General features: G+C 67.3%; 28 protein-coding genes and 1 other RNA gene. 18 read left to right on the forward strand and 11 right to left on the reverse strand.

Annotation, left to right across the window (positions count from 1 at the left end):
- Positions 1–270 precede the first annotated feature (270 nt).
- Entirely contained in the window at positions 271–3,420 is a 3,150-nt protein-coding gene (locus tag ACO2RV_RS13065; protein ID WP_423293600.1) for a putative bifunctional diguanylate cyclase/phosphodiesterase, read from the forward strand.
- A gap of 44 nt (positions 3,421–3,464) precedes the next feature.
- On the opposite strand, the gene ACO2RV_RS13070 is transcribed toward ACO2RV_RS13065, so the two are convergent.
- Entirely contained in the window at positions 3,465–4,091 is a 627-nt protein-coding gene (locus ACO2RV_RS13070; RefSeq protein ID WP_423293602.1) for a YqgE/AlgH family protein, read from the reverse strand.
- A 136-nt stretch (positions 4,092–4,227) separates the two neighbouring features.
- Here ACO2RV_RS13070 and ACO2RV_RS13075 point away from each other — a divergent pair, with 136 nt between their 5' ends.
- Positions 4,228–5,085 (forward strand): protein-disulfide reductase DsbD domain-containing protein, encoded by an 858-nt coding sequence (locus ACO2RV_RS13075; protein WP_423293604.1) that lies wholly within the window; start codon positions 4,228–4,230, stop codon positions 5,083–5,085.
- A 130-nt stretch (positions 5,086–5,215) separates the two neighbouring features.
- Complete coding sequence (locus ACO2RV_RS13080; protein WP_423293606.1) at positions 5,216–5,701, forward strand: peroxiredoxin; 486 nt, start codon at positions 5,216–5,218, stop codon at positions 5,699–5,701.
- A gap of 90 nt (positions 5,702–5,791) precedes the next feature.
- Here the strand turns inward: ACO2RV_RS13080 and ACO2RV_RS13085 are convergent, their stop codons facing one another.
- Positions 5,792–5,998, reverse strand: coding sequence for a YdcH family protein (locus ACO2RV_RS13085; RefSeq protein WP_423293772.1), 207 nt, complete (start codon positions 5,996–5,998; stop codon positions 5,792–5,794).
- Between the two features lie 202 nt (positions 5,999–6,200).
- Between ACO2RV_RS13085 and ACO2RV_RS13090 the strand changes: the two genes are divergently transcribed.
- Together ACO2RV_RS13090 and ACO2RV_RS13095 are read left to right on the forward strand one after the other, a co-directional pair.
- Positions 6,201–6,377 carry a YdcH family protein gene (locus ACO2RV_RS13090; protein ID WP_423293608.1) on the forward strand — a complete coding sequence of 59 codons (177 nt, stop codon included), beginning with the start codon at positions 6,201–6,203 and terminating at the stop codon, positions 6,375–6,377.
- A 305-nt stretch (positions 6,378–6,682) separates the two neighbouring features.
- Positions 6,683–8,605, forward strand: a complete 1,923-nt coding sequence (locus ACO2RV_RS13095) for a propionyl-CoA synthetase (RefSeq protein ID WP_423293609.1) — start codon at positions 6,683–6,685, stop codon at positions 8,603–8,605.
- A gap of 12 nt (positions 8,606–8,617) precedes the next feature.
- Here the strand turns inward: ACO2RV_RS13095 and ACO2RV_RS13100 are convergent, their stop codons facing one another.
- Both ACO2RV_RS13100 and ACO2RV_RS13105 read right to left on the reverse strand, forming a co-directional pair.
- On the reverse strand, positions 8,618–9,289 hold the full coding sequence (locus ACO2RV_RS13100; RefSeq protein ID WP_423293611.1) for a class I SAM-dependent methyltransferase: 672 nt from the start codon (positions 9,287–9,289) through the stop codon (positions 8,618–8,620).
- 102 nt (positions 9,290–9,391) lie between these two features.
- On the reverse strand, positions 9,392–10,102 hold the full coding sequence (locus tag ACO2RV_RS13105) for a DUF1013 domain-containing protein (protein WP_423293612.1): 711 nt from the start codon (positions 10,100–10,102) through the stop codon (positions 9,392–9,394).
- Positions 10,103–10,405: 303 nt separating this feature from the next.
- On the opposite strand from ACO2RV_RS13105, the gene ispH reads away from it, so the two are divergent.
- From ispH to ACO2RV_RS13130, 5 genes are all read left to right on the forward strand, one after another.
- A complete protein-coding gene (gene ispH, locus ACO2RV_RS13110; RefSeq protein ID WP_423293614.1) occupies positions 10,406–11,377 on the forward strand; it encodes a 4-hydroxy-3-methylbut-2-enyl diphosphate reductase in 972 nt (323 codons plus the stop codon).
- Between the two features lie 15 nt (positions 11,378–11,392).
- A complete protein-coding gene (locus ACO2RV_RS13115; protein ID WP_423293616.1) occupies positions 11,393–12,361 on the forward strand; it encodes a homoserine kinase in 969 nt (322 codons plus the stop codon).
- The gene (rnhA, locus tag ACO2RV_RS13120) at positions 12,358–12,888 is read left to right on the forward strand and encodes a ribonuclease HI (protein WP_423293618.1); all 531 of its coding nucleotides are present in this window, start codon (positions 12,358–12,360) and stop codon (positions 12,886–12,888) included. Before ACO2RV_RS13115 ends, rnhA begins: the two co-directional genes overlap by 4 nt.
- A gap of 170 nt (positions 12,889–13,058) precedes the next feature.
- Entirely contained in the window at positions 13,059–13,184 is a 126-nt protein-coding gene (gene ykgO / locus ACO2RV_RS13125; RefSeq protein WP_013167868.1) for a type B 50S ribosomal protein L36, read from the forward strand.
- A gap of 115 nt (positions 13,185–13,299) precedes the next feature.
- Positions 13,300–13,998, forward strand: a complete 699-nt coding sequence (locus tag ACO2RV_RS13130; protein WP_423293621.1) for a tetratricopeptide repeat protein — start codon at positions 13,300–13,302, stop codon at positions 13,996–13,998.
- A 12-nt stretch (positions 13,999–14,010) separates the two neighbouring features.
- Here the strand turns inward: ACO2RV_RS13130 and ACO2RV_RS13135 are convergent, their stop codons facing one another.
- The 5 genes from ACO2RV_RS13135 to ACO2RV_RS13155 form a co-directional block, all read right to left on the reverse strand.
- On the reverse strand, positions 14,011–14,520 hold the full coding sequence (locus tag ACO2RV_RS13135) for a dihydrofolate reductase (RefSeq protein WP_423293622.1): 510 nt from the start codon (positions 14,518–14,520) through the stop codon (positions 14,011–14,013).
- On the reverse strand, positions 14,517–15,806 hold the full coding sequence (locus ACO2RV_RS13140) for a flavin monoamine oxidase family protein (protein WP_423293624.1): 1,290 nt from the start codon (positions 15,804–15,806) through the stop codon (positions 14,517–14,519). The genes ACO2RV_RS13135 and ACO2RV_RS13140 overlap by 4 nt, the downstream gene beginning before the upstream one ends.
- Before the next feature lie 18 nt (positions 15,807–15,824).
- Positions 15,825–16,574 carry a ClpXP protease specificity-enhancing factor SspB gene (locus tag ACO2RV_RS13145; RefSeq protein ID WP_423293626.1) on the reverse strand — a complete coding sequence of 250 codons (750 nt, stop codon included), beginning with the start codon at positions 16,572–16,574 and terminating at the stop codon, positions 15,825–15,827.
- A 51-nt stretch (positions 16,575–16,625) separates the two neighbouring features.
- Positions 16,626–16,981, reverse strand: a transfer-messenger RNA (tmRNA) gene (ssrA, locus tag ACO2RV_RS13150).
- 30 nt (positions 16,982–17,011) lie between these two features.
- Complete coding sequence (locus tag ACO2RV_RS13155) at positions 17,012–17,341, reverse strand: hypothetical protein (protein WP_423293628.1); 330 nt, start codon at positions 17,339–17,341, stop codon at positions 17,012–17,014.
- A gap of 223 nt (positions 17,342–17,564) precedes the next feature.
- On the opposite strand from ACO2RV_RS13155, the gene ACO2RV_RS13160 reads away from it, so the two are divergent.
- From ACO2RV_RS13160 to ACO2RV_RS13170, 3 genes are all read left to right on the forward strand, one after another.
- Positions 17,565–17,957, forward strand: coding sequence for a hypothetical protein (locus tag ACO2RV_RS13160; RefSeq protein ID WP_423293629.1), 393 nt, complete (start codon positions 17,565–17,567; stop codon positions 17,955–17,957).
- 111 nt (positions 17,958–18,068) lie between these two features.
- On the forward strand, positions 18,069–18,863 hold the full coding sequence (locus ACO2RV_RS13165) for a thymidylate synthase (protein WP_423293631.1): 795 nt from the start codon (positions 18,069–18,071) through the stop codon (positions 18,861–18,863).
- A gap of 1 nt (position 18,864) precedes the next feature.
- Positions 18,865–19,344 (forward strand): GNAT family N-acetyltransferase, encoded by a 480-nt coding sequence (locus tag ACO2RV_RS13170; protein WP_423293633.1) that lies wholly within the window; start codon positions 18,865–18,867, stop codon positions 19,342–19,344.
- 133 nt (positions 19,345–19,477) lie between these two features.
- Here ACO2RV_RS13170 and ACO2RV_RS13175 read toward each other — a convergent pair whose 3' ends face one another.
- Positions 19,478–20,122: a Spy/CpxP family protein refolding chaperone gene (locus ACO2RV_RS13175; RefSeq protein ID WP_423293635.1), complete on the reverse strand. Its 645-nt coding sequence runs from the start codon at positions 20,120–20,122 to the stop codon at positions 19,478–19,480.
- Positions 20,123–20,254: 132 nt separating this feature from the next.
- Positions 20,255–21,646, reverse strand: a complete 1,392-nt coding sequence (gene fumC, locus ACO2RV_RS13180) for a class II fumarate hydratase (RefSeq protein WP_423293637.1) — start codon at positions 21,644–21,646, stop codon at positions 20,255–20,257.
- A 465-nt stretch (positions 21,647–22,111) separates the two neighbouring features.
- Here fumC and ACO2RV_RS13185 point away from each other — a divergent pair, with 465 nt between their 5' ends.
- The 5 genes from ACO2RV_RS13185 (at position 22,112) to ACO2RV_RS13205 (ending at position 25,031) form a co-directional block, all read left to right on the forward strand.
- Positions 22,112–22,300, forward strand: coding sequence for a DUF4169 family protein (locus tag ACO2RV_RS13185; protein WP_423293639.1), 189 nt, complete (start codon positions 22,112–22,114; stop codon positions 22,298–22,300).
- Positions 22,297–22,575: a ribbon-helix-helix domain-containing protein gene (locus ACO2RV_RS13190; RefSeq protein WP_423293641.1), complete on the forward strand. Its 279-nt coding sequence runs from the start codon at positions 22,297–22,299 to the stop codon at positions 22,573–22,575. The genes ACO2RV_RS13185 and ACO2RV_RS13190 overlap by 4 nt, the downstream gene beginning before the upstream one ends.
- 183 nt (positions 22,576–22,758) lie before the next feature.
- The gene (hflK, locus tag ACO2RV_RS13195; RefSeq protein ID WP_423293643.1) at positions 22,759–23,913 is read left to right on the forward strand and encodes an FtsH protease activity modulator HflK; all 1,155 of its coding nucleotides are present in this window, start codon (positions 22,759–22,761) and stop codon (positions 23,911–23,913) included.
- Positions 23,910–24,833, forward strand: a complete 924-nt coding sequence (hflC, locus tag ACO2RV_RS13200; protein WP_423293645.1) for a protease modulator HflC — start codon at positions 23,910–23,912, stop codon at positions 24,831–24,833. The genes hflK and hflC overlap by 4 nt, the downstream gene beginning before the upstream one ends.
- 12 nt (positions 24,834–24,845) lie before the next feature.
- Positions 24,846–25,031 carry a DUF2065 domain-containing protein gene (locus ACO2RV_RS13205; RefSeq protein ID WP_423293647.1) on the forward strand — a complete coding sequence of 62 codons (186 nt, stop codon included), beginning with the start codon at positions 24,846–24,848 and terminating at the stop codon, positions 25,029–25,031.
- Positions 25,032–25,058 lie beyond the last annotated feature (27 nt).

A 25,058-nucleotide genomic window follows, 5' to 3' on the forward strand; every position in this document is an offset into this window, starting at 1 on the left:
GCGCCGCCTTTCGGTCCAAGCCTTGCCCACGCCGCGCGGCGCCGCTACTCATCTGGGCGCGTCGCCAAGGGGAGCGGGCGGTGCGTGGCTAGAGTGCGATCCGACCGGACGAAACCACCCGTGTTTCATCCATCGGCAAATCGCCCTCTAATTGTTTGAGTGGAGCCGGATTGTCGACCCGGCCCCAACGCGAGAACCAGGGGTAGCCGTTTGGCCTGCAACCGTCGATTCCCACGGCTCCCGTCGGCCCGCAAGCCGACGATCGGGCAGTTGGTATTCGCCCTCCTCGCGCTCGTCCTGGCCAGCGCGTTCCCAACGTCCGGCGCCCGTGCACTGGAAGCGGTGGCGATCCGTCTCGACGCGCTGGTGGTGGACCTCGCTCCGGCAATCGAAAAGCACGACAGCGACACCGACCGTATCCAGGTCTCCACCGTGCCGGGCGCCGACGGCATCGTGCGCCGCATCGAGGTGCGCTCGGTGGCGCCGGGCCCGAACGGCAGCAAATGGGCGGTATTCGCGCTCGCCAACAACACCGACGAACAGGTCGACCGGCTGATCGTCGCACCGCATTACCGCATGGTGGGTTCCGGCGTGTTCTGGCCCGACCTCGGCAACCGCCGCATCCTCAACATCACCGCGAGCCAGGGTTTCCGCCCCGAGCGGCAGAACGACCCGGACGCGGACGTCTACCTCATCACGCTCGATCCCGGCACGACAGTGACGCTGGTGGCTGAGCTCGCCGATTCCGGCCTGCCGCAGCTCTATCTGTGGGAGCCGGAAGCCTACAAGGACAAGGTCAACAGCTTCACGCTCTACAACGGCATCGTCATTGGCATTGCCGGCCTGCTGGCGCTCTTCCTCACCATCCTCTTCGTGGTGAAGGGCAGCGCCATGTTCCCCGCCGCCGCGCTGCTGGCCTGGGCCGTGCTGGGCTATATCGGCCTCGACTTCGGCTTCTGGACCAAGGTGTTCGGCATCTCGCCATTGGCGCAGCAATTCTGGCGCGCCGCGGGCGAAGCCATCCTCGCCGCCACGCTGGTGGTGTTCCTATTCGCCTATCTCAACCTCAACCGCTGGCACGTGCGCTATGCGCACATCACCGCCGGCTGGTTGGTGTTCCTCGCCGCCATTGTCGGCCTGGCGCTGCTCGACCCTTCCGCCGCCGCCGGCATCGCCCGGCCCTCGCTGCTCGTGGTGTCCATCATGGGCTTCGCGGTGGTGCTCTGGCTGTCGTTCCATCGCTATGACCGCGCCGTACTCATCATCCCGACGCTGCTGCTGCTGGTGGTGTGGGTCATCACCGCCGGCATGGCGGTGTCGGGGCGCATCGGCAACGACCTCGTGGCGCCGGCCCTGCTGGGCGGGCTCGTGCTCATCGTCATGCTGATCGGCTTCACCGTGATGCAGCACGCCTTCGCCGGCATCGGCTCGGTCGCCGGCAGCGCGCAGGAACTGGAGCGGCGGGCACTGGCGGTGGCCGGTTCGGGCGACATCGTGTGGGACTGGGACGTCGACACCGACCGCATCCATGTGAGCCCGGAAGCCGAACACCTGCTCGGCCTGAAGCACGGCACGCTGGAGACCGAGGCGGCCGGCTGGCTCGACATCATCCACCCCGCCGACCGCGACCGCTTCCGCGCCACGCTGGACGGGCTGCTCGACCAGCGGCGCGGGCGCATCGACCAGGATTTCCGCCTGCGCGCGCATGACGGGCACTATCTCTGGTTCAACCTGCGCGCCCGCCCGGTGGTCGGCACCGATGGCGAAGTGGTGCGCTGCATCGGCACGCTGTCGGACGTGACGGACACGCGCACCGCCGAGGAGCGCATGCTGCACGACGCCGTGCACGACAACCTCACCGGCCTGCCCAACCGCGAACTGTTCCTCGACCGGCTGTCCTCGGCCAACGGCATGGCGCGCGTGGACGACACGCTGAAGCCGACCATCATGCTGATCGACATCGACCGCTTCCAGCAGGTCAATGCCAGCCTCGGCATGCCGGCGGGCGATTCCATCCTGCTCACCGTCGCCCGCCGGCTGATGCGCCTCACCAAGCAGCAGGACACCCTCGCCCGCCTCGGCAGCGACCATTTCGCGCTGATCCTGCTCTCCGAGCGCGATCCCGAGCGCATCACCGCCTTCGCCGACACGCTGCGCCGCACGCTGCGCGCGCCCATCACCTTCGGCGACCGCGAGATCTTCATCACCGCCTCTATCGGCCTGCTGCTGGCAGACGGGCAGAAGCGCGCGCCGAACGAGATGCTGCGCGACGCCGAGCTGGCGATGTATTTCGCCAAGCGCGTCGGCGGCGATCGCATCGAGGTGTTCCGCCCCTCGATGCGCACGCACAAGCTCGATCGGCTGACCATGGAAAGCGACCTGCGCCAGGCGCTGGAGCGCGGCGAGATCAGCATCGTCTACCAGCCGGTGGTCGACCTCGCGACACGCACCGTGGCGGGCTTCGAGGCGATGGCGCGCTGGCAGCACCCGACGCTCGGCACGCTGGCACCGGACGACTTCTTCGGCATCGCCGAGGATACCGGCCTCATCCTCGACATCGGTCTGTTCTCGCTCGATACCGCCGCCCGCCAGCTCGGCGGCTGGCAGCGCAGCATGCGCGGCGAGCCGATCTTCGTCTCGGTCAACATCTCCTCGCGCCAGATGCTGCGGCACGACCTGCTGCAGGAAATCAAGGCGATCCTCGCCCGCAATGTGGTGGCGCCCGGCACGCTCAAGCTGGAGCTCGCCGAATCGCTGGCGATGGAGAACCCGGAATATGCCGCGCAGATTCTCTTGCGCATGCGCGAGCTCGGCGCCGGACTGTCGCTGGACGATTTCGGCACCGGCTATTCCTCGCTGGCCTATCTCCAGCGCTTCCCATTCGACACCATCAAGGTCGACCGCACCTTCATGAAGGCGCTGGGGCGCAGCGGCAACAAGGCCCAGCGCCCGGTGATCCTGCGCACCATCATCAACATGGCGCACGATCTCGGCATGGACATCGTCGCCGAGGGCATCGAGAGCGAACAGGCCGCCGCGGCACTGGCCAAGCTCGGCTGCCGCTACGGGCAGGGCCATCTCTTCGGCGAGCCGGTATCGGCGGAGGAGGCGCGCAGGCTGCTGCAGCCGGAAGCGACGCCCGCCTCGCTGCTGGAGCGCGGCCGCGTGCTGGCGCGCGGCGGCCGTCCCTCCGCCAGGGATCAGAAGGACGCCCCGACCGCGCCGCCAAACGGCAATGGCGCGGCGGGCCATGCTCCGGCGGCGAGCAAGACCGCGACCGCCGAGAAGGCTCCCTCCCGGCCGGCCTCCGCGGCCAAGGCCACCGCGGCGGACGAAGCCGCGCGGCCGGCCGTCGCCCCGTCCAAGCCTGCCCCGAAGCCCACGCCAAAGCCCACGCCAAAGCCGGCGCCGCAGACATAAGGCCGTCGGGGCGGTCCCGATCGTCCCGGAGGTGAAGCGAAGGCTCAGGCGTGACCGGCGTCGGAGGAAAGCATGCCCGGATCGATGCCGATCTTGCGCAGGGCGAGGTCGTATTTCGCCGCCGCATCGGCATCGAACACCAGCGAGCTGTCGGCCGGGCAATGCAGCCAGCCATTCTGCTGGATCTCGTTCTCCAGCTGGCCCGGCGCCCAGCCGGCATAGCCCAGCGCCAGCAGCGCATTGGCCGGGCCACCGCCGGCCGCGATCGCCTTCAAGATGTCGAGCGTCGCGGTGAGGCAGATGCCGTCGTCGATCGGCAGCGTCGAATCCTGGATGAAGAAGTCGGAGGAGTGCAGCACGAAGCCACGCCCCGTCTCCACCGGCCCGCCCTTGAGCACCTTCACCCCGCCGGCGCTGCGCGGCAGATGGATGCGCTCCTCCTGCGGAATCACGTCCAGCTGGACGAGCAGGTCGGTGAATTTGATGTTACTGGCCGGCTGGTTGACGATGATCCCCATCGCCCCCTCGGGGGAATGGGCGCACAGATAGATCACCGCGCGAGCAAAGCGCTCGTCGCGCATGCCGGGCATGGCGACGAGCATCTGGCCTTCGAGAAATGTCCCGCCCGAGCCGCCGCCTGACCTGCCAGTACCTTCACGACCGATCCACATGAGAGAAAGCCTAGTCCTCGCAGGGTCATTTTCAAGCCCCCGCGGCACAGCGGAAGCCGGCGGCACCTGTGAAGCTCACACGAAAGTGCGAGCGGCACCGCTTCTCGCCGGACCCGCAAGAGGCTATCGGCAGAGCATGGTTCAACGCCTTCGCCTCGTCGTCGCCCTCGCCGGACTGGCCGCCGCCCCTTTTGCCGCAGTCCTGCCGGTCCATGCTGAAATCGGCTCGCCCTGGACCGCGCCGAGCGGCACGGCCGTGCGGCTCGTGGCCGGCGACAAGAACGGCGGCGATCTCACCGGCGGCGTGCAGATCCGCCTCTCCCCCGGCTGGAAGACCTATTGGCGCTATCCCGGCGACAGCGGCGTTCCGCCGCGCTTCGACTGGTCGGGCTCCGAGAACGTCGCCGCCCTAGAGGTGCTGTGGCCCGCGCCCGTGCGCTTCGACGACGGTGGCAGCTTCTCCATCGGCTACAAGAAGGATGTGACGCTGCCGTTCCGCGTCACCCCGCGCGACGCCGCCAAGCCGGTGGACCTCAAGCTCAGCCTGGATTTCGCCGTCTGCGAGAATATCTGCCAGCCGGCGACGGCATCGCTGACCCTCACCGTCCCGGCGGAAGGCGCCGGATCGGCCTCGCCCGCCCTCGCCGGTGCCCTCGCCGCCGTGCCGGCGCGGGATCGGCTCGGGGCGACGGGCACCACCGCCGTCGAGACCGCCGTGCTGGACAACCCGCCTGACGGCGGCAAGCAGCAGACGATCCGCGTGGTCGCCCGCGTGCAGGATCCGGCCAAGGCGGACCTCTTCGTCGAAGGGCCGACCGAGGATTGGGCGCTGCCCTTGCCCGAGCGCGAGACAGGGCCGGACGGACGCACCGTCTTCGTGCTGCCGGTCGACGGCATCCCCAAGGGCGCGGATGTCGGCGCGACGAAGCTGCGCTTCACGCTGGTGGATGGCGGCCACGCCGTCGAGGTCGACACCCTGCTTTCTGCACGCTGAAATCGCTTCCCGGTCAACGGGAAATGGCTATTCTACCGCCTGAACGGGCCGGCAGGTCGCGCGCGACTATGACTCGCACGTCCAAGGTCCGCTTCTCACACGCGTTTTCAGCGCATGAAAGGAAACACCCATGACGATCAAGGTCGGCGACCAGCTGCCGAGCGTCACCTTCCGCGTCGCCACCGAGGACGGCCCGGTGCCGAAGTCCACGGACGAAATCTTCAAGAACAAGAAGGTCGTGCTGTTCGCCGTTCCCGGCGCCTTCACGCCCACCTGCCACAAGAATCACCTGCCGAGCTTCATCGCCCGCGCCGATGACTTCTTCGCCAAGGGCGTCGACACCATCGCCGTCACCGCGGTGAACGATCCCTTCGTGCTCGCGGCGTGGGAAAAGGCGTCGAATGCCGGCGGCAAGATCGTCTTCCTGTCGGACGGCAATGGCGAGTTCGCCAAGGCGCTCGGCCTCGATTTCGATGCGTCCGCCGCGGGCCTCGGCCTGCGCTCCAAGCGCTACTCCGCGCTGGTCGATGACGGCGAGGTGCTGATCCTCAATGTCGAGCCGGTGCCGAGCAAGGCCGACACCACCAATGCCGACGTGCTGCTCACGCAGTTCTGATCGCTGACCGGCCGTTCCGGCACCGTGCCGGAATGGCCGCCCGGCCCTCGCCGCGACCTTAAGGCGCGGCCCGCCGCCCCGGCGTGGAACTCACGCGATGATATCGGGGCAGATCTGATCCTCGACATAGCCGATGCGGTCCTTCAGCAGCAGCTTGCGCTTCTTGAAGCGGGCCAGCTGAAGTTGGTCGTTGCCGGGCATTCCCTGCAACGCGGCAATGGCCACGTCGAGGTCCCGATGCTCCTGTTTCAGGCGCTCGAGGAGAGCCCTCAGCTCCTGTTCCTCATCCGCCATCATCTGTGTCAAACGCCTGATCCGCACCCCGACTCGCCCCTTTTTCCGAGGCTTGTGACGAAGTATCGCCGGGCTCGGCCTGCCCTGCAACATGCCGCACGACGACAGGCTCAATGCTGCGGCGCAGCGCATCGTTTCGTCGACAGCCGCGAGGCTTCGTGACACACTCATGACGTTCGCTTCCGAAGACAAGGAGAGATTGTCCATGTCCATGCAGGCGCATGTTGCGGAACTGGAACGTCGCCATCAGGCTCTCGAGAAAGAACTGCGTGAGGAAATAAGCCGCCCGTTGTCGAACGACGCGCGGGTCGCCGATCTCAAACGGCGAAAGCTTCATCTCAAGGACGAAATCACACGGCTAAGGGGCGCGACCGTCCACTAGGTCAGCCTCGCCAGCGAGCATCAGTCAATTTTTGTCCATGACCGGCAAAGCTTGTCCTGTTGCAGGAACGGCGCCGCCTTGTCAGGCAATGGTTGATTGATACCGGCAGGAAATGTGACGTGCGAAGCTATCCGCCGCCGGCTCGTCAGGGCCGGCGGTTCGCATTTGTGTGCCGCCGTTGCCGAACCGGAACAAGGAAGGCTCGACCAAGGTCGTAAGCATTTGAGCGTTCTTGAAATATCGGTGCAGAGCCGGGAAAGTCTTTCAAAACAAGAACAATATTATTCTCCTGGGAGACGCTCGACATGACCACCAGCCGCTACCCGTCCGCCTATGCTCGCTCGATCGAGGATCCCGAGGGGTTCTGGCGCGACGCCGCGCGCGCCATCGACTGGAGCGTCGAGCCGCAGACCATTTTCGATCCGGCGCAAGGCGTCTATGGGCGCTGGTTCACCGACGGCGTCACCAATGTCGCGCACAACGCGATCGATCGGCATGTCGCGGCCGGACGCGGCCCGCAGCCGGCGATCTACTATGACAGCCCGGTCGCCGGCGCCAAGCGCACCGTCACCTATGACGAATTGCTCGCGCAGGTGCGCACCCTTGCCGGCGTGCTGCGCGATTTCGGCGTGGAGAAGGGCGACCGCGTCGTCATCTACATGCCGATGATCCCCGAGGCAGTCTACGCCATGCTGGCCTGCGCCCGCATCGGCGCGGTGCATTCGGTGGTGTTCGGCGGCTTCGCCGCGGCGGAACTGGCCAGCCGCATCGACGATGCCCGGCCGAAGATCGTGCTTTCCGCCTCCTGCGGCATCGAGCCGAGCCGCATCGTCGCCTACAAGCCGCTGCTCGACCTTGCGCTGACCATGTCGAAGCACAAGCCGGAGGGCTGCATCGTCTTCCAGCGTCCGCAGCTGGAAGCCCAACTCCAGCCCGGCCGCGACCATGACTGGGCCAGCCTGCGCGACAAGGCGCTCGCTGAGAACCGTGGCGCCGACTGCGTTCCGCTGGCGGCGACCGATCCGCTCTACATCCTCTACACCTCGGGCACGACCGGCAAGCCGAAGGGCGTGGTGCGCGACACGGGCGGCTACATGGTGGCGCTGCGCTGGTCGATGGAGGGGCTTTACGGCGTCGAGCCGGGCGAGGTGTTCTGGTCGGCCTCCGACATCGGCTGGGTGGTCGGGCATTCCTACATCATCTACGCGCCGCTGCTCGCCGGCTGCACCACGGTGCTTTATGAGGGCAAGCCGGTCGGCACCCCGGATGCCGGCGCGTTCTGGCGGGTGATCGAGGAATACAAGGTGGCGGCGCTGTTCACCGCGCCCACCGCGCTGCGCGCCATCAAGAAGGAGGACCCGGAGGGCCTGCTGATGCAGCGCTACGACCGCTCGTCCTTGCGCACGCTGTTCCTCGCCGGCGAGCGCGCCGACCCCGATACGGTGGAATGGGCGCAGAAGAAGCTCGCCGTGCCGGTCGTCGATCACTGGTGGCAGACAGAAACCGGCTGGGCCATCGCCGGCAATCCGGTCGGCCTCGGTGCGCTCGCCATCAAGGTCGGCTCCACGGGCGTGCCTATGCCCGGCTACCGCGTCGACATTCTCGATGAGGCCGGCCACCCGGTCGGCGCCAACAAGATGGGTTCCATCGCCATCAAGCTGCCGCTGCCCCCCGGCTGCCTGCCGACGCTGTGGCAGCAGGATTTCCGCTTCACCGAGAGCTACCTCGCCGAGTTCCCTGGCTACTACAAGACCGCCGATGCGGGCTTCTGCGACGAGGACGGCCAGCTCTTCATCATGGGCCGCACCGACGACATCATCAATGTCGCCGGCCACCGGCTTTCCACCGGCGGCATGGAGGAAGTGCTCGCCGCGCATCAGGACGTCGCGGAATGCGCGGTGATCGGCATCCATGACGACCTGAAGGGCGAAGTACCCTGCGGTTTCGTGGTGCTGAAGGCCGGCGTCGAGCGCTCACCGGCGATCATCGAGGCGGAGATCGTGGCGCTGGTGCGCGAGCGCATCGGCCCGGTCGCGGCCTTCCGCCTCGCCATCACCGTCAACCGCCTGCCGAAGACGCGCTCCGGCAAGATCCTGCGCGGGACGATGAAGAAGATCGCCGACGCCGAAAGCTGGAACATGCCGGCGACGATCGACGACCCGGCCTCGCTGGACGAGATCGCCACGGCGCTGCACGCCCGCGGCCTCGCCAAGGTCTCGGCGGCCTAGCGCGAGGCGCTCTCAGGCGCGCGAGACCCAGCCGCGGAAGGTAAAGCCGGCATAGAACAGCGCGACGTCGCGGAAGCCGGCGTCGCGCAGCAACGTTTCGTCCTCGGCCGGCGAAAGCAGCGGCAGGCGATCCGCGATGGCGGCGCCCGCGCTCTCGGCCTGCTCGCGCGGAACGCCCGAGGAGGTTGCGAAGGCGGCATAGCGCGTGAGCCACAACGCCCGCTCCTTCTCATCGCCAGGAATGCTGTGATGGGCGGTGACGAAGGCCGCACCCGGCTTCAGCCGATCATGCACCGCCCGCAGCGTCGCGGCGCGCTCGGCCTTGCGAATGAAGTGAAGCGTGAGCAGGCACGCGGCACCGTCGAACGGGCCGAGCGGGGCCGTATCGATGTAGCCCTGGTGCAGACGGGCCCGCGACGCCTGCGCGCCCATCGTCGCCTCGGCGAGCCGCAGCATCTCGGCCGACGGATCGACGCCATCGAAGCGCCAGCCCGGCTGGGCGTCGGCGAATGCCTTCAGCTCCAGCCCGCCGCCGGCCCCCAGCACCAGGATGTGGGCGTCGTGAGGCGCGCGCTCGGCGAGCAGCAGCAGCGCCATGCGCTGAAGATCGAGAAAGCCGGGCACAAGACGACGCGGGCCTTCGGCATAGCGCGCCACCGCCGCCGGTTCGTCGAAAGAACTCATCGGAACCTCGCCGGGCAGAGGCGACGGACATTGCCGCCGCCGTGAAAGAAAAGGGGCGCCCGAGCGCCCCTGATCGTCACGTGAGAACGGTGCAGGCGCCGCTCACTCCTCCTCTTCGGCCGCGCCCTTGCGCGAGCCGCCGAGCTTGGCGAACACGGTTTCGAGGTCGATCGTCTCCTCGCGCGGCTTGCGCGCCGGGGCGAAGGGCTCGTCGAGCACGCCGGGGGCGGTGGTGACGTCCGCCGGAAGAAGGGTCGAGCCTTCCTCGGAGGTGAGCGCCGCCGGACGATCCTTCGAGGAACGCTGCACCTCGATGTCGAGGTCGATCTGCGAGCACAGGCCGAGCGTCACCGGATCCATCGGCGTCAGGTTCTGCGCGTTCCAGTGGGTGCGCTCCTTGATCGCCTCGATCGTCGTCTTGGTCGTGCCGACCAGACGCATGATCTGGCTATCCTTCAGCTCGGGATGGTTGCGCAGCAGCCAGAGAATCGCATTCGGCCGGTCCTGGCGCTTCGATACCGGCGTGTAGCGCGGACCGCGACGGCGCTTGGGCTCGGGCAGGCGCACCTTCGATTCCAGCAGCTTCAGCCGGTGGTTCGGGTTCTTCTCGGCGCGCTCGACCTCGTCGCGGGCGAGCTGGCCGGTGGTGACCGGGTCGAGCCCCTTGATGCCCTGAGCCACTTCGCCATCGGCGATGCCCTTCACCTCGAGCACGTGCAGCTTACAGAAATCGGCGATCTGGTCGAAGGTAAGCGCGGTGTTCTCCACCAGCCACACCGCGGTGGCCTTCGGCATGAGGGGGGCGTTGGCCATGGGGCGCGTCTCCATTCAATTGGTATGCGGCCGCGCAAACGCTCTCACGCGCTCCGCCGCCCTTCTGGAGCGGAGCCTCGGACCGTCTCGCGATGACCGGGATCAACTGAATATAGGCCCCCGCGCGCCGTCCTGCAAATCCAAAGAACGCGCGTGCGCTCCCGCCACCATCCGTGAGATTCCCAACCCAGCGGGATCGTCAGCCTCCAAGGCACCGTGATCGTGACCTGCACCCGCCGGCACGCGCTTGACAGCGCGGGCCGCTCCACCCATGACGATGGAAAGGCCCCGATGGATGAAGCGATGAGCGCCGCCGACAAGCCAGTTCTGCGCGTCCTGCTGTGCGCCCCGCGCGGCTTCTGCGCCGGCGTGGTGCGCGCCATCGATGCGGTGGAGCGGGCGCTGGAGATCTATGGCGCGCCGGTCTATGTGCGCCACGAGATCGTGCACAACAAATATGTCGTGGAAGGGTTGAAGACCAAGGGCGCCGTCTTCGTCAAGGAACTCCACGAAGTCCCGGCCGGCACCTCCGCCCCCGTCATATTCTCCGCCCACGGCGTCGCCCGTTCGGTGCCGGAGGACGCGGCGCGGCGCAACTTCTTCGCCATCGACGCCACCTGCCCGCTGGTCACCAAGGTGCACCGCGAGGCCACCGTCCATCACAAGAAGGGCCGCGAAGTCGTGCTGATCGGCCATGCCGGGCATCCGGAGGTCGTCGGCACCATGGGCCAGCTGCCCGAGGGCGCCGTGACGTTGGTCGAGACCGCCGAGCAGGCGCGCCACTTCACCCCGCGCGACCCTGTAAACCTCGCCTTCACCACCCAGACGACGCTTTCCATCGACGACACCGCCGAGATCGTGGCGGTGCTGAAGCAGCGCTTCCCCGCCATGGTGGCGCCGCACAAGGAAGACATCTGCTACGCCACCACCAACCGGCAGGAGGCGGTGAAGCGCGTCGCCCCGCAGGTGGACGCGATGATCGTCGTCGGCGCGCCGAACTCCTCCAATTCGCAGCGCCTGCGCGAGGCGGCCGAGCGCGAGGGCTGCCGCGTCGCCGCGCTACTGCAGCGGGCGAGCGAGATCGACTGGAACGCCTTCGGCGCCATTTCCTCGCTGGGCGTCAGCGCTGGCGCCTCCGCGCCGGAGGTGCTCGTCGAGGAAATCCTCGACGCCTTCGCCGAGCGCTACACGCTCCAGGTGGAGACCGTGCACACCGCGCACGAGGACGTGTTCTTCCCGCTGCCCCGGCAGCTTCGTCCAGACGCGGCCGAATAGGCCCGATACGGTTCCATGGCTGTCTATACCGATGTGTCGCCGGAAGAGCTCGAAGCCTTCCTCGAAACCTATGAAATCGGCCGCCTGCGCGCCTTCAAAGGCATCGCGGAGGGGGTCGAGAATTCCAACTACCTGCTGCAGACCGAGGCCGGCAGCTTCATCCTCACGCTCTATGAGAAGCGGGTGAATCCGGCCGACCTGCCCTTCTTCATCGGGCTGATGGAGCATCTGGCCAAGCGCGGCATCGACTGCCCGCAGCCGGTGCGCAATCGCGAGGGCGTGGCGCTCGGCATGCTGGCGGGCCGCCCGGCATTGATCGCCACCTTCCTGGTCGGCACCTCGGTGCGGCGCCCGACAGCGGCGAACTGCGCCGCGCTCGGCACCGCGCTGGCCGGGTTGCACAAGGCCGGCGCCGACTTCACGGCCCTCAACCGGGTCAATGCGCTCTCCGTCCCCGGCTGGCGCCCGCTGTTCGAAACCGCCGGCACGCGCGCCGACACGGTGGCGCCCGGCCTGCACGCGCTGATCGCCGACGAGCTGGCCGTGCTGGAGCCGAACTGGCCCAAGGGGCTGCCGGCCGGCGTGATCCATGCCGACCTGTTCCCGGATAATGTCTTCTTCACCGATGGGAAGCTGTCGGGGCTGATCGATTTCTACTTCGCCTGCAACGACCTGCTGGCCTACGACATCGCCATCTGCCTCAATGCCTGGTGCTTCGAGCAAAACGGCTCGTACAACCTCACCAAGGGCCGGGCGCTGCTCGCCGCCTATCAGGCCGAGCGGGCGCTCGACGCCGCCGAGATCGCCGCCTTACCGCTGCTGGCACGCGGGGCGGCGCTGCGTTTCCTGCTCACCCGTCTGGTCGACTGGCTGAACGTACCGCCCGGCGCGCTGGTGCGCCCGCACGACCCGCTGGACTATCTGCGGCGCCTGCGTTTCCACCGCTCGGTGCAGAGCCCGCGCGACTACGGGATCAGGCCGTGAAGAGCGCACCCGGTACCGCCCGCGTCTTCGGCGACGACGCGCCGAAAGCCGCGCCCAGGGGAGCATCCAAGGGCATTGTCGCGATCTGGACCGACGGCGCCTGCTCGGGCAATCCCGGCCCTGGCGGCTGGGGCGCGATCCTGCGCTATGCCGGCACGGAAAAGGAACTGTCGGGGGGAGAATCGCCCACCACCAACAATCGCATGGAGCTGATGGCGGCGATCTCGGCGCTGGAGGCGCTGAAGCGGCCCTGCACGGTCGACCTGCACACCGACAGCGAATATATGCGCAACGGCATCACCAAATGGATCGCCGGCTGGAAGCGCAATGGCTGGCGTACCGCCGATAAGAAGCCGGTGAAGAATGTCGACCTGTGGGAGCGGCTGGAGTCCGCCATCGAGCGCCACGACCTGCGCTGGCACTGGGTGAAGGGCCACGCCGGTGACGAGATGAACGAGCGCGCCGACGAACTCGCCCGCGCCGGCATGGCGCCGTTCAAGCGCGCGCGGGGCGAGGCCGCGGACTGACTGCTACGGGTGCGAAACCGCAGCCCTACGGGGAAAAACCCGCGCTGCAATTGACAAAGCCCCCTCCCCTCCGCTATCAGCCGGCCTCGAATTTAAAGCTCGCGGATCGGGGCGCGGCCATAGCGGCGCCGCCTCATGCGCAGGCGCAATCGATCCGAAGGTTACGTGTCATGAAGATCCGCAATTCGCTCAAGTCGCTGCTCGGCCGTCACCGCGACAACCGTCTGGTGCGCCGCAAGGGCCGCGTTTACATCATCAACAAGACCCAGAAGCGCTTCAAGGCCCGCCAGGGCTGAGCACGGATCGCCCGGTCTTTGCCGGGCTTTCCCGATGCAGCCGGCCGCGTTCACGTTTTCGCGGTCTGCTGCCCACGACGTTGACGAGGGCGCCATCGTTCCTAAACTGGGAACTATGCGCGCCCTTTTTGCTGCCGTGATCATCGCCGCCTCCCCCGCCGCCGCGCTGGCCCAGTCGTCGGCGCCGTTCAGTGTGAACCCGCCGGCCGCCAACGCTCCCGTCATCGAGCATGGCGGCAAGGGCGACCGGCAGGACGACAAGGCGGCGGCGGAGAAGCCGACCGGCCCGCGGCGGAGCCCGCTGGCGGACGCCGCCAACCCGGAGCCGGACCGTGCCAAGCGCCTCGACGCCCTGTTTGCCGCGTTGAAGGCCGCGCCGACCAAGGAGGCCGCCAAGGGCATCGCCGACCGCATCGAGATCGCCCTCACTCCGTCGGGCAGCGACACGACGGACGTGCTGATGAGCCGCGCCTCGCAGGCGCTGCAGGCCAAGGATTACGATCTCACCATCGAGCTGCTGGACGGCGTGCTGCGGGTCTCCCCCGACCATCTCGACGCCTGGAACAAGCGCGCCACCGTGTTCTACCTGCAGCAGGATTTCGCCGACGCGCTGGTCGACCTGCGCCAGGTCGTCGCCCGCGAGCCGCGCCATTATGGCGCCTGGGCCGGCATCGCCATCATCTGCAAAGAAATCGGCGACGAGAAGCACGCACTGGAAGCGGCGCGGCAGGCGCTGGCGATCTACCCGCACCTCGAATCGGTCGAGGACATGGAGAAGACGCTCACCATCAGCGTCGAGGGCCGGCCGATCTGACGGCGGGAAGGTTTACGCCCGCGCGTAATCGACGAGGCTGAAGGGATATTCGTCCTTCTGGCCCTGGAACGGGCCTTCGCGGCTGACCTCCTCCCACTCGCCCCGGTCGAAACTGGGGAAGTGCACATCGCCGGCCGGCGCGGCATGCACCTGCGTCAGCCGCAGCCGCCGGGCATGCGGGAAGGCCAGCGCATAGATCTGCGCACCGCCGATCACCGCCATCTCGTCCGCCCCCAGCCGCTCGGCCTCCTGCCCGCCCTTGCGCAGGGCCGCATCGAATGAGGGTACGACCAGCACCCCTTCCGGGGCGACGAAATCCGCATCGCGCGTGATGACGACGCTGGTGCGGCCCGGCAGCGGCTTGCCGATGGACTGGAAAGTACGCCGCCCCATCAGGATAGGCTTGCCCCAGGTAATAGCGCGGAAACGCTTGAGGTCGCCGGAGATGTGCCAGGGCAGTTCGTCGCCGCGCCCGATGACGCCGTTCTCCGCCACGGCCGCGACGAGGGTCAGCACCGTCACGCGGCCCTCCCGGCGAGCAGCGCCAGCGCGGCGTCGGCCGCGGCCTGCCCGGTGAGATGGGCGCCATGCGCGGTTGAATAGGCGTGCGCGGAGACCGCCTCACCGGCAAAGAATACGCGCTCGCCCAGCGGCTGCACAAGCGTCTGCGACAACCGCGCCCGCCTGTGGGCGAGACCCGGCAGCGCGCAGCTATACGCGCCGCCGATGAACGGATCGGCCACCCATGAGGTGGTGGCGACGCCGGTGACGTGGCGGGCGATGTCCGCCCCGAAGGCGTCCTTCAGCGCAGCGAGGCCGAAATCTTCCATCGCCTTCGGGCCTGCTCGGACCAGCCCCGCGGCATTGTCGCCGCCGAGCTGGCCGATCGCCATGTGGGCGCCGAACGGATTGAGCGTGAAATTGATCGGCCGGCGGTCGGGATCGCGCAAGTCGATGGTGTCAACATAGGTCGTCGCCGGCACGCCGAACACGTCACGGTCGAACTGGAAGGCGACCTTCTCCGCCGCGCCGAGCGGCAGCGCCTCGAACGCCTCGGCGAGCTCGACCGGAAGCAGCGGCGCGAAGGTCAGCGCACCGCGGGCGATGACGGTGGTGGGAACCGCGACAATGACGGCGCGGGCGGTGAGCCGGCCGCGCGGCGTCTCCAGCGCGACATCCGCGCCCGACCAGTCGATGCGCGTCACCGGGCAGCCGGTGACGACGGCGAGATTGGGGGCGGCCTTGTTCGCCACCGCCTGCACCAGCGCGCCATAGCCCTTCTCGACCGGATAGTTCTCCGCCGTGTCGGAATAAGCGGCATAGTCGAGTGTCGATACCTTCTCGATCTCCGCCGCCGTCATCAGCGTCGCCCAGTGGCGGATCAGCCGGATCCACGGGCTCGATGCGTCGATCGCCTCGCTGGCGGCGATGTCGCGGCCCTCGTCGCCGGCGCGATGGATCGCGGCGAACCCGCCATCGATCGCCCGCCAGACCTCCTCGCGCTCAGCCTCGTTCGCCCAGCGCTCGCCGAGATGCGTCGCGCGCGCCTGCCGTGAGCCGCGGGCGAGATAGGTAAGGCCAAGCTCGTCCGCCGCCGCGCGCAGCGGGTTGACCGAGGCGGAATGCAGCCAGTGGCAGCCCCGGTCCCAGGCAACGCCGAAGGTCGCGGTGTCGGTGAAGGCCCGCCCGCCGGTACGCTCGGCGGCCTCGATCACGAGAACATCGATGCCGGCATTGTGCAGCCGCACGCCGGCGGCGAGACCAGCGGCACCGGCCCCGACGACGATCACCTCATGATGGCTGTTCACGGGAGAACTCTTTCGCGGCTATTTCTTGCGGAAGGCGTCGAGCCGGACAACCTGCGCGCCGCCGGGAGCGTCGCTTTTGGCCTCGTCCCTGGCCTCACCCTTGCCGCCTTCCTTCGCGCCTTCCTTGGGCGCCGCCGCGGCGGCGGGCGCCGGCGGACGCTTGACCTCGACGGGCTTGGATGGTGCGGGCTTCGCCTCCGGCCGGGCCTCGGCTCCGGCCTCACCCTTCGGCTTGGCCTCCGTGCGGGCGGCTGGCTTGGTTTCCGATCTGGCGGGCGCGCTCGCCGCCGGCTTTGTCACCGGCACGGAGGTGTTGGGAACCGATGTCGGCACCGCGGTCGGCCGGGTCATCGCGATCGGTGCCACGGGGGCCGGCGAGGGGGCAGTCTCCGTCGCGTCGTCGTCCTCAGTACCAGCCGGCTCGAACTGCAGGCCGAACTTCACCGAGGGGTCGAAGAAACCCTTCAGGCTGGCGAAGGGAACGAACAGCCGCTCGGGAATGCCGTTGAACGACAGCCCGACCTCGAACGAGACCTCGGTGACGATCAGGTCCCAGAACTGATGCTGCAGGACGATGGTCATCTCCTCGGGGTACCGCTCCTTCAGCCGCGGCGAGAGGCGAACCCCCGGCGCGGTGGTGTCGAAAGAGATGTAGAGGTGATGATCGCCCGGCAGGCCGTCGCGCGCGACATCGGTGAGGACGCGGCGCACCACCGCGCGCAACGCGTCCTGAACAAGCAGGTCATAGCGAATAAGGTCGACGCTCATGGCGGCAATGAACCCGATTCCAGCCGAAACCGCCAGCCGGTCGAAGAATTAAGTGCAGGCTTCTGTTGCCAGGTGCCTGCGAACCCCGCCTCACGGTGCTACCCGTTTGGACTTATTTCCCAGAGATCAAACCGCTCACGCGGCCTGAGCAACCGGAGCATAGTTGTCGTTGGCAACTATATGTTTGGTCCGATGACGGCGGTACCATGCCGGGCGAAAGAAGACCCTTTACGCTCTCGTCGATCCTGTTTCGCCCCCGCCGCAAACCAACGCTGTCGATGGGTTCCGGTGGAGGCGCCGGGTACTGCCCCCGGGTCCGAAGAGTTTATTCCGATGTCCGTTTATCGCCATATCCGGCTTGCGCCGGCAGAACCAATATAGGGCCTCGCCGGCCCGGTTGGAAGAGGGCGCGGACCGCTCTCCCTCGCAAGCGTACCTCAGGCCTCCGTCTGGTCGCCATATTGCAGATGCTCGATCGGCAGATTGCCACCCTCGGTGCCGGCGAGCTTCTCGTCCAGTTCGGCGAGGCGGGAGCGCAGCGATTCGAGGAACACTTGCCGCATCAGCTCGTAATCCAGCCGCACGTCGGAATGGGCGCTGCGCAGCGCCTGTCCGGCGCGCAGCACCAGGTTCGGCGTGGCGTGCGAGCCCTCCACATGGAAATCGAGCGGGTGGGTAGCGTCCTTCTCCAGCAGGTTCAGGTGCATGGCGAGGCGGTGACGCTCCATCGCCAGGGCCTTGGTGCTGTCGGTGTGGGCTTGGGTCATCGGGGCTCCCTCCTCTGTCGCCGGTTTCCACGGCAAGACAAGCTGGGGGAGCCCTGCCCGGTTCCCATGTTACCGCCGCGACGGCACGTCGAACCGCCGGCGGCACCACTTCTGGGCAACCCTGCCGCGAAATGACCCCGAAAACGCCCTCGCCGGATGTGGAACGGTCGGGCGCCGGCGCCGTTGGCCTCCCCATCGGGGGGAGCAGACACGGAGCCAGACGATGAGATACGCGAAATTCACCCTAGGCGGCCTGGCCGCCACTGTCGGCCTTTGCGCCCTCTCGGCCAGCCCGGCGCTGTCGCAGGAATACTATGTCCGCTCGGCCGAGCCCGTCGGCCCGACGGTGATCCTGCGCGAAGACCCGAACTATGTTCCGCCCGGCTATGTCGTCGTGCCGCGGGAACAGGTGATCGTCCGCGAGGCGCCCGGGCGCGTCATCGTGACCGAACCGGCGGAAGGCCCCTACGCCGACGAGGTCTATGTCCGCGACGCGCCGCCCTTCCCGCCACCGGCCCCGCGCATGGTGCGCCGGGACACGGTGGGGCAGGACTGCCGCACGGTCGAGCAGGAGACCCGGTCGGGCCTGCTGCGTGTTGCGACCTATTGCGACTAAACTGTCGATGACCGTCCCCATTCCCGCCGGCGACGCTGCGCCGCCGGCGGGAATGCGCTATATGTAGTGGGTCATGTGCCAGCCAATGGGCGGCGACCTACGAGAGCGACCATGCGGCAATATCACGAGTTCCTCGAACGGGTACTGCGCGAGGGCACGCGCAAGGACGACCGCACCGGCACGGGCACGCTGTCCGTGTTCGGCCACCAGATGCGCTTCGATCTCTCCGAAGGCTTTCCGCTGGTCACCACCAAGCGGTTGCACCTCAAATCGATCGTCCACGAGTTGCTGTGGTTCCTCGCCGGCGACACCAACATCGCCTATCTCCGCGAGAACGGCGTTTCCATCTGGAACGAGTGGGCCGACGCCAATGGCGATCTCGGCCCGGTCTATGGCCATCAGTGGCGCTCCTGGCCGGATGGGCGCGGCGGCGTGATCGACCAGATCGCAGGCGTCATCGCCGATATCCGCCGCAATCCGGATTCGCGCCGACTGATCGTCTCGGCCTGGAACCCGGCCGACGTGCCGCAGATGGCGCTGCCGCCCTGCCACTGCCTGTTCCAGTTCTACGTGCTGGACGGCCGGCTGTCCTGCCAGCTCTACCAGCGCTCGGCCGACATCTTCCTCGGCGTGCCGTTCAACATCGCCTCCTACGCGCTGCTGACCCACATGGTGGCGCAGGTGAGCGGGCTGAAGGTCGGCGATTTCGTCCACACCTTCGGCGACGCGCACATCTATCTCAACCACCTCGAACAGGTGAACGAGCAGCTCTCGCGCGCGCCGCGGGCGCTGCCGAGCCTGACGCTCAACCCGGCGGTGGACGACATCTTCGCCTTCCGCTTTGAGGACATCACTATTGAGGGCTACGAGCCCCATCCCGCGATCAAGGCGCCGGTGGCGGTCTGAGATGAGCCTCGTCATCCGCGACGCTCGGCCCAACGAGGCCGGGCTGATCTTCGATTTCGTCTGCGAACTGGCCGAATACGAGAAGCTGCGCCACGAGGTGGAAGCCACCATCGCGGACATCGCGCGCGACATGTTCGGACCGAACCCGCGCGTGTTTTGCGACATCGCGGAATGGGACGGCGCACCGGCCGGGCTCGCGCTGTGGTTCTACAACTACTCGACCTTCCGCGGCCGGCACGGCATCTATCTGGAAGACCTGTATGTCCGCCCCGCCTTTCGCGGACAGGGCATCGCCCGTGGCCTGATGCGCCACGTCGCCCGGCGCTGCGTGGACGAGCAGCTGGGCCGCTTCGAATGGTCGGTGTTGAACTGGAACGAGCCGGCGATCCGCTTCTACCGCTCCATCGGCGCCGTGCCGATGGATGAGTGGACGGTGCAGCGCGTCTCCGGCGAGGCGCTGAGGAAGCTCGCGGAGGGATGAACGCTCCGGCGTCTGGCAGGCAGCCTCCCTTCCCCGTCGGGCGGAGGGGGAGGATTTCCGTCGCTCTCGCATTTGCACGTCTTCCCGGACGACGTTGCGGCCCTCCGGAAAGACGTTCATCGGCTAGCCCGCCTCACAGGCGCTCAGCGTCGTCCGGGGCCGGCGGGCGGTGCATTCCCGGGCCGGGCGGGCCGAAACGGTGCGGGCCGTGCCCCTCCCAGCGCCGCTCGCGCGGCCCGTCGCGGAAGGCCATGTGCGGACCTTGTGCCTCGCGGAATAGCCGGTTGAAGCGGTGCTGCTGAGCGGGATCAAGGGTGGCGTAGAGCGGTGCGGCCGCATCCGCGAGCCCCTTCAGCGCCGAACCACGCTCAAGCATATGATCGGCGCGCTGCTGCAGCCGGGCAACGACATCGCCCTGGGGACCAAAGGCCTGCGGTCCACCCGGCGCGCCGGGACCTTCATGATCCGGGCCGCCATGCATCGGCCCGCGACGCGCCTCGCGCTGCTCGCGCCATTCCTTGCGAGCCTCGATGCGCTGGTCGGCAGCGGCGCGCAGCGCCGTCTCCAGCGCCGGCCACAGCTTCTCCTGATCAGGGGTGAGCCGCAGGCCGGCCTTCAGCGCGGCGATGCGCGCATCGGTCATGGCCGAGGCGTTCTCGGCCATCTGCTCGGGCGAGGGGCGCGGGTGCTCGCCGCTGCGGAATTCCGGGGCGGCGAAGCCAAACGTGGCGCTGGCCAGCAGGGCGGCAGCTGTGGCGGCAATGATCGTGCGTTTCATCGGCGTCATCTCCTTGTCTGATGACGCCGATCTTGTCGCGATTACCGAGGCTTCTCAAATGAAACTTCGGTAATGATTTCAGATTACATTCAGAAACATAGATGAACAGCCATTCAGGTCCATCAGCAGCAATCAACCCGGAGAAATCATCTTCTCCGGGCGGACCACCGCATCAAACTCTTCATTGGTGACATAGCCGCCGCCGACGGCCTCCTCGCGCAGCGTGGTGCCGTTCTTGTGCGCGGTCTTGGCGATCTTCGCGGCGTTGTCGTAGCCGATCTTCGGCGCCAGCGCGGTGACCAGCATCAGCGAACGCTCCAGCGCAGCCTTGATGTTGTCGGTGCGCGGCTCGATACCAACGACGCAATTCTCGGTGAAGCTGATCGCCGCATCCGCCAGCAGGCGGACGGACTGGAGGAAATTATAGGCCATGACCGGATTGTAGACGTTCAGCTCGAAATGGCCCTGGCTGCCGGCGAAGCTGAGCGCGGCATTGTTGCCGAACACCTGCACGCAGACCTGCGTCAGCGCTTCGCACTGCGTCGGGTTCACTTTGCCCGGCATGATCGAGGAGCCTGGCTCGTTTTCCGGTAGGGAAAGTTCGCCAAGGCCCGAGCGCGGACCGGAGCCGAGCAAACGGATGTCGTTGGCAATCTTGAACAGCGAGACCGCCACCGTGTTGATCGCACCGTGCGAGAACACCATCGCGTCATGCGCCGCCAGCGCCTCGAACTTGTTCGGCGCGGAGGTGAAGGGCAGCCCGGTGATGGCGGCGATCTTCTCAGCGACCTTTTCGGCGAAGCCTACGGGCGCGTTGAGGCCGGTGCCGACCGCGGTGCCGCCCTGCGCCAGTTCCATCAGCGCCGGCAAGGTCTGCTCGATGCGGACGATGCCGTTGGTCACCTGCTGGGTGTAGCCGGAGAATTCCTGCCCGAGCGTGAGCGGCGTCGCATCCTGGGTGTGGGTGCGGCCGATCTTGATGATGTCGGCCCACGCCTCCGCTTTCGCGCCGAGCGCGTCGCGCAAGCCGGCCAGCGCCGGGATGAGCCGGTTGACGATCTCCTCGGCGGCGGCGACATGCATCGCCGTCGGGTAGGTGTCGTTCGACGACTGGCTCATATTGACGTGGTCGTTGGGATGCACCGGCTTCTTCGAGCCGAGGACGCCACCGAGCATCTCGATCGCGCGATTGGAGATGACCTCGTTGGCGTTCATGTTGGACTGGGTACCGGAGCCGGTCTGCCAGACGGCAAGGGGGAAATGCGCGTCGAGCTTGCCGTCGATCACTTCCTGGGCCGCCTCGACGATGACCGCGCCGATCTTGGGGTCGAGATGGCCGAGTTCCATGTTGGTCTCCGCCGCCGCCCGCTTGATGACGCCGAGCGCCCGGACGACCGGCAGCGGCTGCTTCTCCCAGCCGATCTTGAAATTGCCGAGCGAGCGCTGCGCCTGGGCGCCCCAGTACTTGTCGCTCTCCACCTCGATGGGACCGAATGTATCGGTTTCGATGCGGGTCTTGCTCATCGGTCAGTGCCTCTCGGATCGGCGTCGGAAAAGGAAGCGCGGCGAAGCCGGACGCTCCCGCGCGGGGTCCGTTTAGCACGGGCTCAAGGGTGGGGAAATCAGACCTCGGACGATAGGGCGGCCCCGATGCGGGCCGGTCGGCGCCGCCTTGCGGATCACGCTTTTGTGATCGACATCACACGACTTGCCCCTGCCCCTCAACGGATCACGTTACCTACGATCTCCGGAACGCGATGTGGGCCGGGAATCAAGAGTAGGACGTGCCGTTTATTCGCGAATTCAAACTAAATACTGTCGCTCAGACGTATCTAATTACCTATATTGCAGAAACCAAGTCGAGTCTTTCACCTCCAAGAACACAATGCGTCCAAGATCGGGCGGTATTTTCGGCACTTCGTCTGAAAGCGGCTCACCCGCCGTTTATGACGAAGCGACGAAAATTCATACGAGCGCAAACAGACATTGATGTCGGAAATCATCAATCTTCGCCGGTACCGGAAAAAGCAGGTGCGGGAAGCTGCGGAACAAACCGCCGCCGCTCGACGTTTGCATTTTGGCCGCACGAAGGCTCAGCGCGAGGCGGAGGCGGTCGCCGAGCAGAAGAAACAGGCGTCTCTGGACGGGCACAGGCGAGTACGAGAGGACGAGATATGAAGAGTCCCGTGGTCAAGCGATCGATTGTCATTGCGGGTCACAAGACGAGCGTCAGCCTTGAGGATCAATTCTGGGACGCGTTGAAGGAAATCGCCGGCAGCCGCCGGACGACCCTTTCGGACATCGTCGCCTCCATCGACGCCGGGCGGAATCAGGGAAATCTCTCATCCGCGATCCGGCTCTATGTGCTGGCTCACTTTCGCAACCCGCAAGGGGGACGCGACAGCGCGGAACATGCCGGCCAGGGCGCCGCGCTGCGCTCTACCGTTGCGTAACGTGACGGGCTTCTCCATATGACGACCTGCGACGGCGCGTTGTAACCGGGTGCCTCGTCACCTATAACCGCCTCGACGTGTCTCTCGACCGAGGGATCACGGGTTTCTTATGCACGGTGGCGTCTGACGGTTCTGCGCATGCGAGCCCGGACCGATCGGGCGCGCAAACGGAGTGGCCGCGGTATGTCGTGGAAGAACCAGAGCGGTGGACCATGGGGTGGTGGTCCACGCGGTCCCTGGGGTAATGGCCCGCAATCGTCGGGGCCGAACTCTCCCGATCTCGAAGATCTGATCCGCCGCGGTCAGGAAAAACTGCGCACCGCCCTGCCCGGAGGCTTCGGCAGCGGAAAGGGCATCATTGCCGTCATCGTCATTGCCATCCTTGCCTGGATGCTCTCCGGCTTCTACCGGGTGGAGCCCGACGAGCAGGGTGTGGTGCTGCGCTTCGGCAAGTTCGTCGGTACCACCAATCCGGGCCTGAACTACCACCTGCCCTATCCGATCGAGACCGTGCTGACCCCGCAGGTGACGCGCGTCAACCGCATCGACATCGGCATCCGCACCGGCGACGACCCGCGCCGCGGGGCCTCGATGCGCGACGTGGCCGAAGAGAGCCTGATGCTCACTGGCGACGAGAACATCGTCGACGTCGATTTCGCGGTGTTCTGGATGGTGAAGCCCGCTGCCCCGGGCTCGTCCGAGGACATCGGCGCGGCGAACTTCCTGTTCAACGTCCAGAACCCGGAAGGCACCATCAAGGCGGTCGCCGAGAGCGCGATGCGCGAAGTGGTCGGCCGCACCAACATCCAGCCGATCCTCACCGGCGCCCGCCAGGGCATCGAGACCTCCGTGCAGGAGCTGATGCAGCGCACGCTGGACAGCTACCGCTCCGGCATTCTCGTCACCCAGGTCCAGTTGCAGAAGGTCGACCCGCCCTCGCAGGTCATCGACGCCTTCCGCGACGTCCAGGCGGCGCGCGCCGACGCCGAGCGCCTGCAGAACGAAGCGCAGGCCTACGCCAACCGCGTGGTGCCGGAAGCCCGCGGCGATGCTGCCCGCATCACCCAGGGTGCGCAGGGCTACAAGGAGCGCGCCATCATCGAGGCGCGCGGCCAGACCTCGCGCTTCCTGAGCGTGCTGACCCAGTACCAGAAGGCGCCGGACGTCACCCGCCAGCGGCTTTATCTCGAAACCATGGAACGTGTCTTCGGCGGCATGGACAAGGTCATCATCGATCAATCGGCCACCGGCAGCTCGGGCGTCGTGCCCTATCTGCCGCTCGGCGCGCTCGACGGGCGCGGCGCCACCTCTCCCGCTGGCCAGGGAGCCGCAAAATGAAGAGCAGCCTTGGTCTCGTTCTCGCGGTCGTCGCCGCCGTCGCCGCCATCATCCTCTATTCCGCGCTGTTCACCGTCTACCAGACGCAGCAGGCGCTGGTGCTGCGCTTCGGCGAGCCGGTGCGCGTCATCGAGCAACCCGGCCTCAATGTGAAGATCCCGCTGGTCGACAGCGTGATCCTGGTCGACAAGCGCATCCTCGACCTCGAAAACCCCTCGCAGGAAGTGATCGCCGCCGACCAGAAGCGCCTCGTGGTCGACGCCTTCGCGCGCTACCGCATCGTCAATCCGCTGCGCTTCTACCAGTCGGTGGGGACGGTGGAGGCGGCCAACTCCCGCCTCGCCACCATCCTGAACTCGGCCCTGCGGCGCGTACTGGGCGAATCCACCTTCATCCAGGTCGTGCGCGACGAACGCGAAAACCTGATGGCGCGCATTCGCGATCAGGTGAACCGCGAGGCCGCCGGCTTCGGCATCAGCGTGATCGACGTACGCATCCGCCGCGCCGACCTGCCGGAAGCCAACAGCCAGGCGGTGTTCCAGCGCATGCAGACCGAGCGTCAGCGCGAAGCCTCGGAGATCCGCGCCCAGGGTGCCGAGGCGGGGCAGACCATCCGTGCCCGCGCCGACCGCGACTCGACGATCATCGTCGCCGAAGCCAACGCCGCGGCCGACAAGCTGCGCGGCGAAGGCGAAGCTCAGAGCAACGAGATCTTCGCCCAGGCCTATGGGCAGGACATGTCGTTCTTCGACTTCTACCGCACCATGCAGGCTTATGAAGCCTCGCTGAAGGCGGGCGACACGCGGATGCTGCTCACCCCCGATTCGAGCTTCTTCCGCTTCTTCAACACCCCCACCCCGGCGGCGCCGGTAAGCCCTGTGCCGGCCCCCACCGCGGGTATGCCGGCGCCGGCAAACTGATCCGGCGCGACGATGTCCGATCTCATCGTCGCGTTGGGGCTGGTGCTGGCGATCGAAGGCCTGATGTTGGCGGCGGTGCCTGGCGCCGTCCGCCGGGCCGCCGAAACGATCGAGCAGCTGCCGGACCCGCCGCTGCGCATCGCCGGTATCGTCGGTGCCGTCATCGGCGTCCTCATCGTCTGGGTCATCCGCGGCTGACCCGGCGCCTTCGGGGCCGTGTGCCCC

The organism is Ancylobacter sp. VNQ12 (assembly GCF_049445835.1).
Taxonomy (GTDB): domain Bacteria; phylum Pseudomonadota; class Alphaproteobacteria; order Rhizobiales; family Xanthobacteraceae; genus Ancylobacter.

What these genes read in the sequence shown, in the direction of transcription:
- ACO2RV_RS13190 (WP_423293641.1), top strand. Translation starts at nt 22,297, where the DNA reads ATGAAGAGTCCCGTGGTCAAGCGATCGATTGTCATTGCGGGTCACAAG.
- ykgO (WP_013167868.1), top strand. Translation starts at nt 13,059, where the DNA reads ATGAAGATCCGCAATTCGCTCAAGTCGCTGCTCGGCCGTCACCGCGAC.
- ACO2RV_RS13075 (WP_423293604.1), top strand. Translation starts at nt 4,228, where the DNA reads ATGGTTCAACGCCTTCGCCTCGTCGTCGCCCTCGCCGGACTGGCCGCC.
- ACO2RV_RS13070 (WP_423293602.1), bottom strand. Translation starts at nt 4,091, where the DNA reads ATGTGGATCGGTCGTGAAGGTACTGGCAGGTCAGGCGGCGGCTCGGGC.
- hflC (WP_423293645.1), top strand. Translation starts at nt 23,910, where the DNA reads ATGAAGAGCAGCCTTGGTCTCGTTCTCGCGGTCGTCGCCGCCGTCGCC.
- ACO2RV_RS13170 (WP_423293633.1), top strand. Translation starts at nt 18,865, where the DNA reads ATGAGCCTCGTCATCCGCGACGCTCGGCCCAACGAGGCCGGGCTGATC.
- ACO2RV_RS13165 (WP_423293631.1), top strand. Translation starts at nt 18,069, where the DNA reads ATGCGGCAATATCACGAGTTCCTCGAACGGGTACTGCGCGAGGGCACG.
- ACO2RV_RS13160 (WP_423293629.1), top strand. Translation starts at nt 17,565, where the DNA reads ATGAGATACGCGAAATTCACCCTAGGCGGCCTGGCCGCCACTGTCGGC.
- hflK (WP_423293643.1), top strand. Translation starts at nt 22,759, where the DNA reads ATGTCGTGGAAGAACCAGAGCGGTGGACCATGGGGTGGTGGTCCACGC.
- ACO2RV_RS13155 (WP_423293628.1), bottom strand. Translation starts at nt 17,341, where the DNA reads ATGACCCAAGCCCACACCGACAGCACCAAGGCCCTGGCGATGGAGCGT.
- fumC (WP_423293637.1), bottom strand. Translation starts at nt 21,646, where the DNA reads ATGAGCAAGACCCGCATCGAAACCGATACATTCGGTCCCATCGAGGTG.
- ACO2RV_RS13095 (WP_423293609.1), top strand. Translation starts at nt 6,683, where the DNA reads ATGACCACCAGCCGCTACCCGTCCGCCTATGCTCGCTCGATCGAGGAT.
- ACO2RV_RS13115 (WP_423293616.1), top strand. Translation starts at nt 11,393, where the DNA reads ATGGCTGTCTATACCGATGTGTCGCCGGAAGAGCTCGAAGCCTTCCTC.
- ACO2RV_RS13175 (WP_423293635.1), bottom strand. Translation starts at nt 20,122, where the DNA reads ATGAAACGCACGATCATTGCCGCCACAGCTGCCGCCCTGCTGGCCAGC.
- ACO2RV_RS13085 (WP_423293772.1), bottom strand. Translation starts at nt 5,998, where the DNA reads ATGATGGCGGATGAGGAACAGGAGCTGAGGGCTCTCCTCGAGCGCCTG.
- ACO2RV_RS13080 (WP_423293606.1), top strand. Translation starts at nt 5,216, where the DNA reads ATGACGATCAAGGTCGGCGACCAGCTGCCGAGCGTCACCTTCCGCGTC.
- ACO2RV_RS13185 (WP_423293639.1), top strand. Translation starts at nt 22,112, where the DNA reads ATGTCGGAAATCATCAATCTTCGCCGGTACCGGAAAAAGCAGGTGCGG.
- ACO2RV_RS13105 (WP_423293612.1), bottom strand. Translation starts at nt 10,102, where the DNA reads ATGGCCAACGCCCCCCTCATGCCGAAGGCCACCGCGGTGTGGCTGGTG.
- ACO2RV_RS13130 (WP_423293621.1), top strand. Translation starts at nt 13,300, where the DNA reads ATGCGCGCCCTTTTTGCTGCCGTGATCATCGCCGCCTCCCCCGCCGCC.
- ACO2RV_RS13090 (WP_423293608.1), top strand. Translation starts at nt 6,201, where the DNA reads ATGTCCATGCAGGCGCATGTTGCGGAACTGGAACGTCGCCATCAGGCT.
- ACO2RV_RS13100 (WP_423293611.1), bottom strand. Translation starts at nt 9,289, where the DNA reads ATGAGTTCTTTCGACGAACCGGCGGCGGTGGCGCGCTATGCCGAAGGC.
- ACO2RV_RS13145 (WP_423293626.1), bottom strand. Translation starts at nt 16,574, where the DNA reads ATGAGCGTCGACCTTATTCGCTATGACCTGCTTGTTCAGGACGCGTTG.
- ispH (WP_423293614.1), top strand. Translation starts at nt 10,406, where the DNA reads ATGAGCGCCGCCGACAAGCCAGTTCTGCGCGTCCTGCTGTGCGCCCCG.
- ACO2RV_RS13205 (WP_423293647.1), top strand. Translation starts at nt 24,846, where the DNA reads ATGTCCGATCTCATCGTCGCGTTGGGGCTGGTGCTGGCGATCGAAGGC.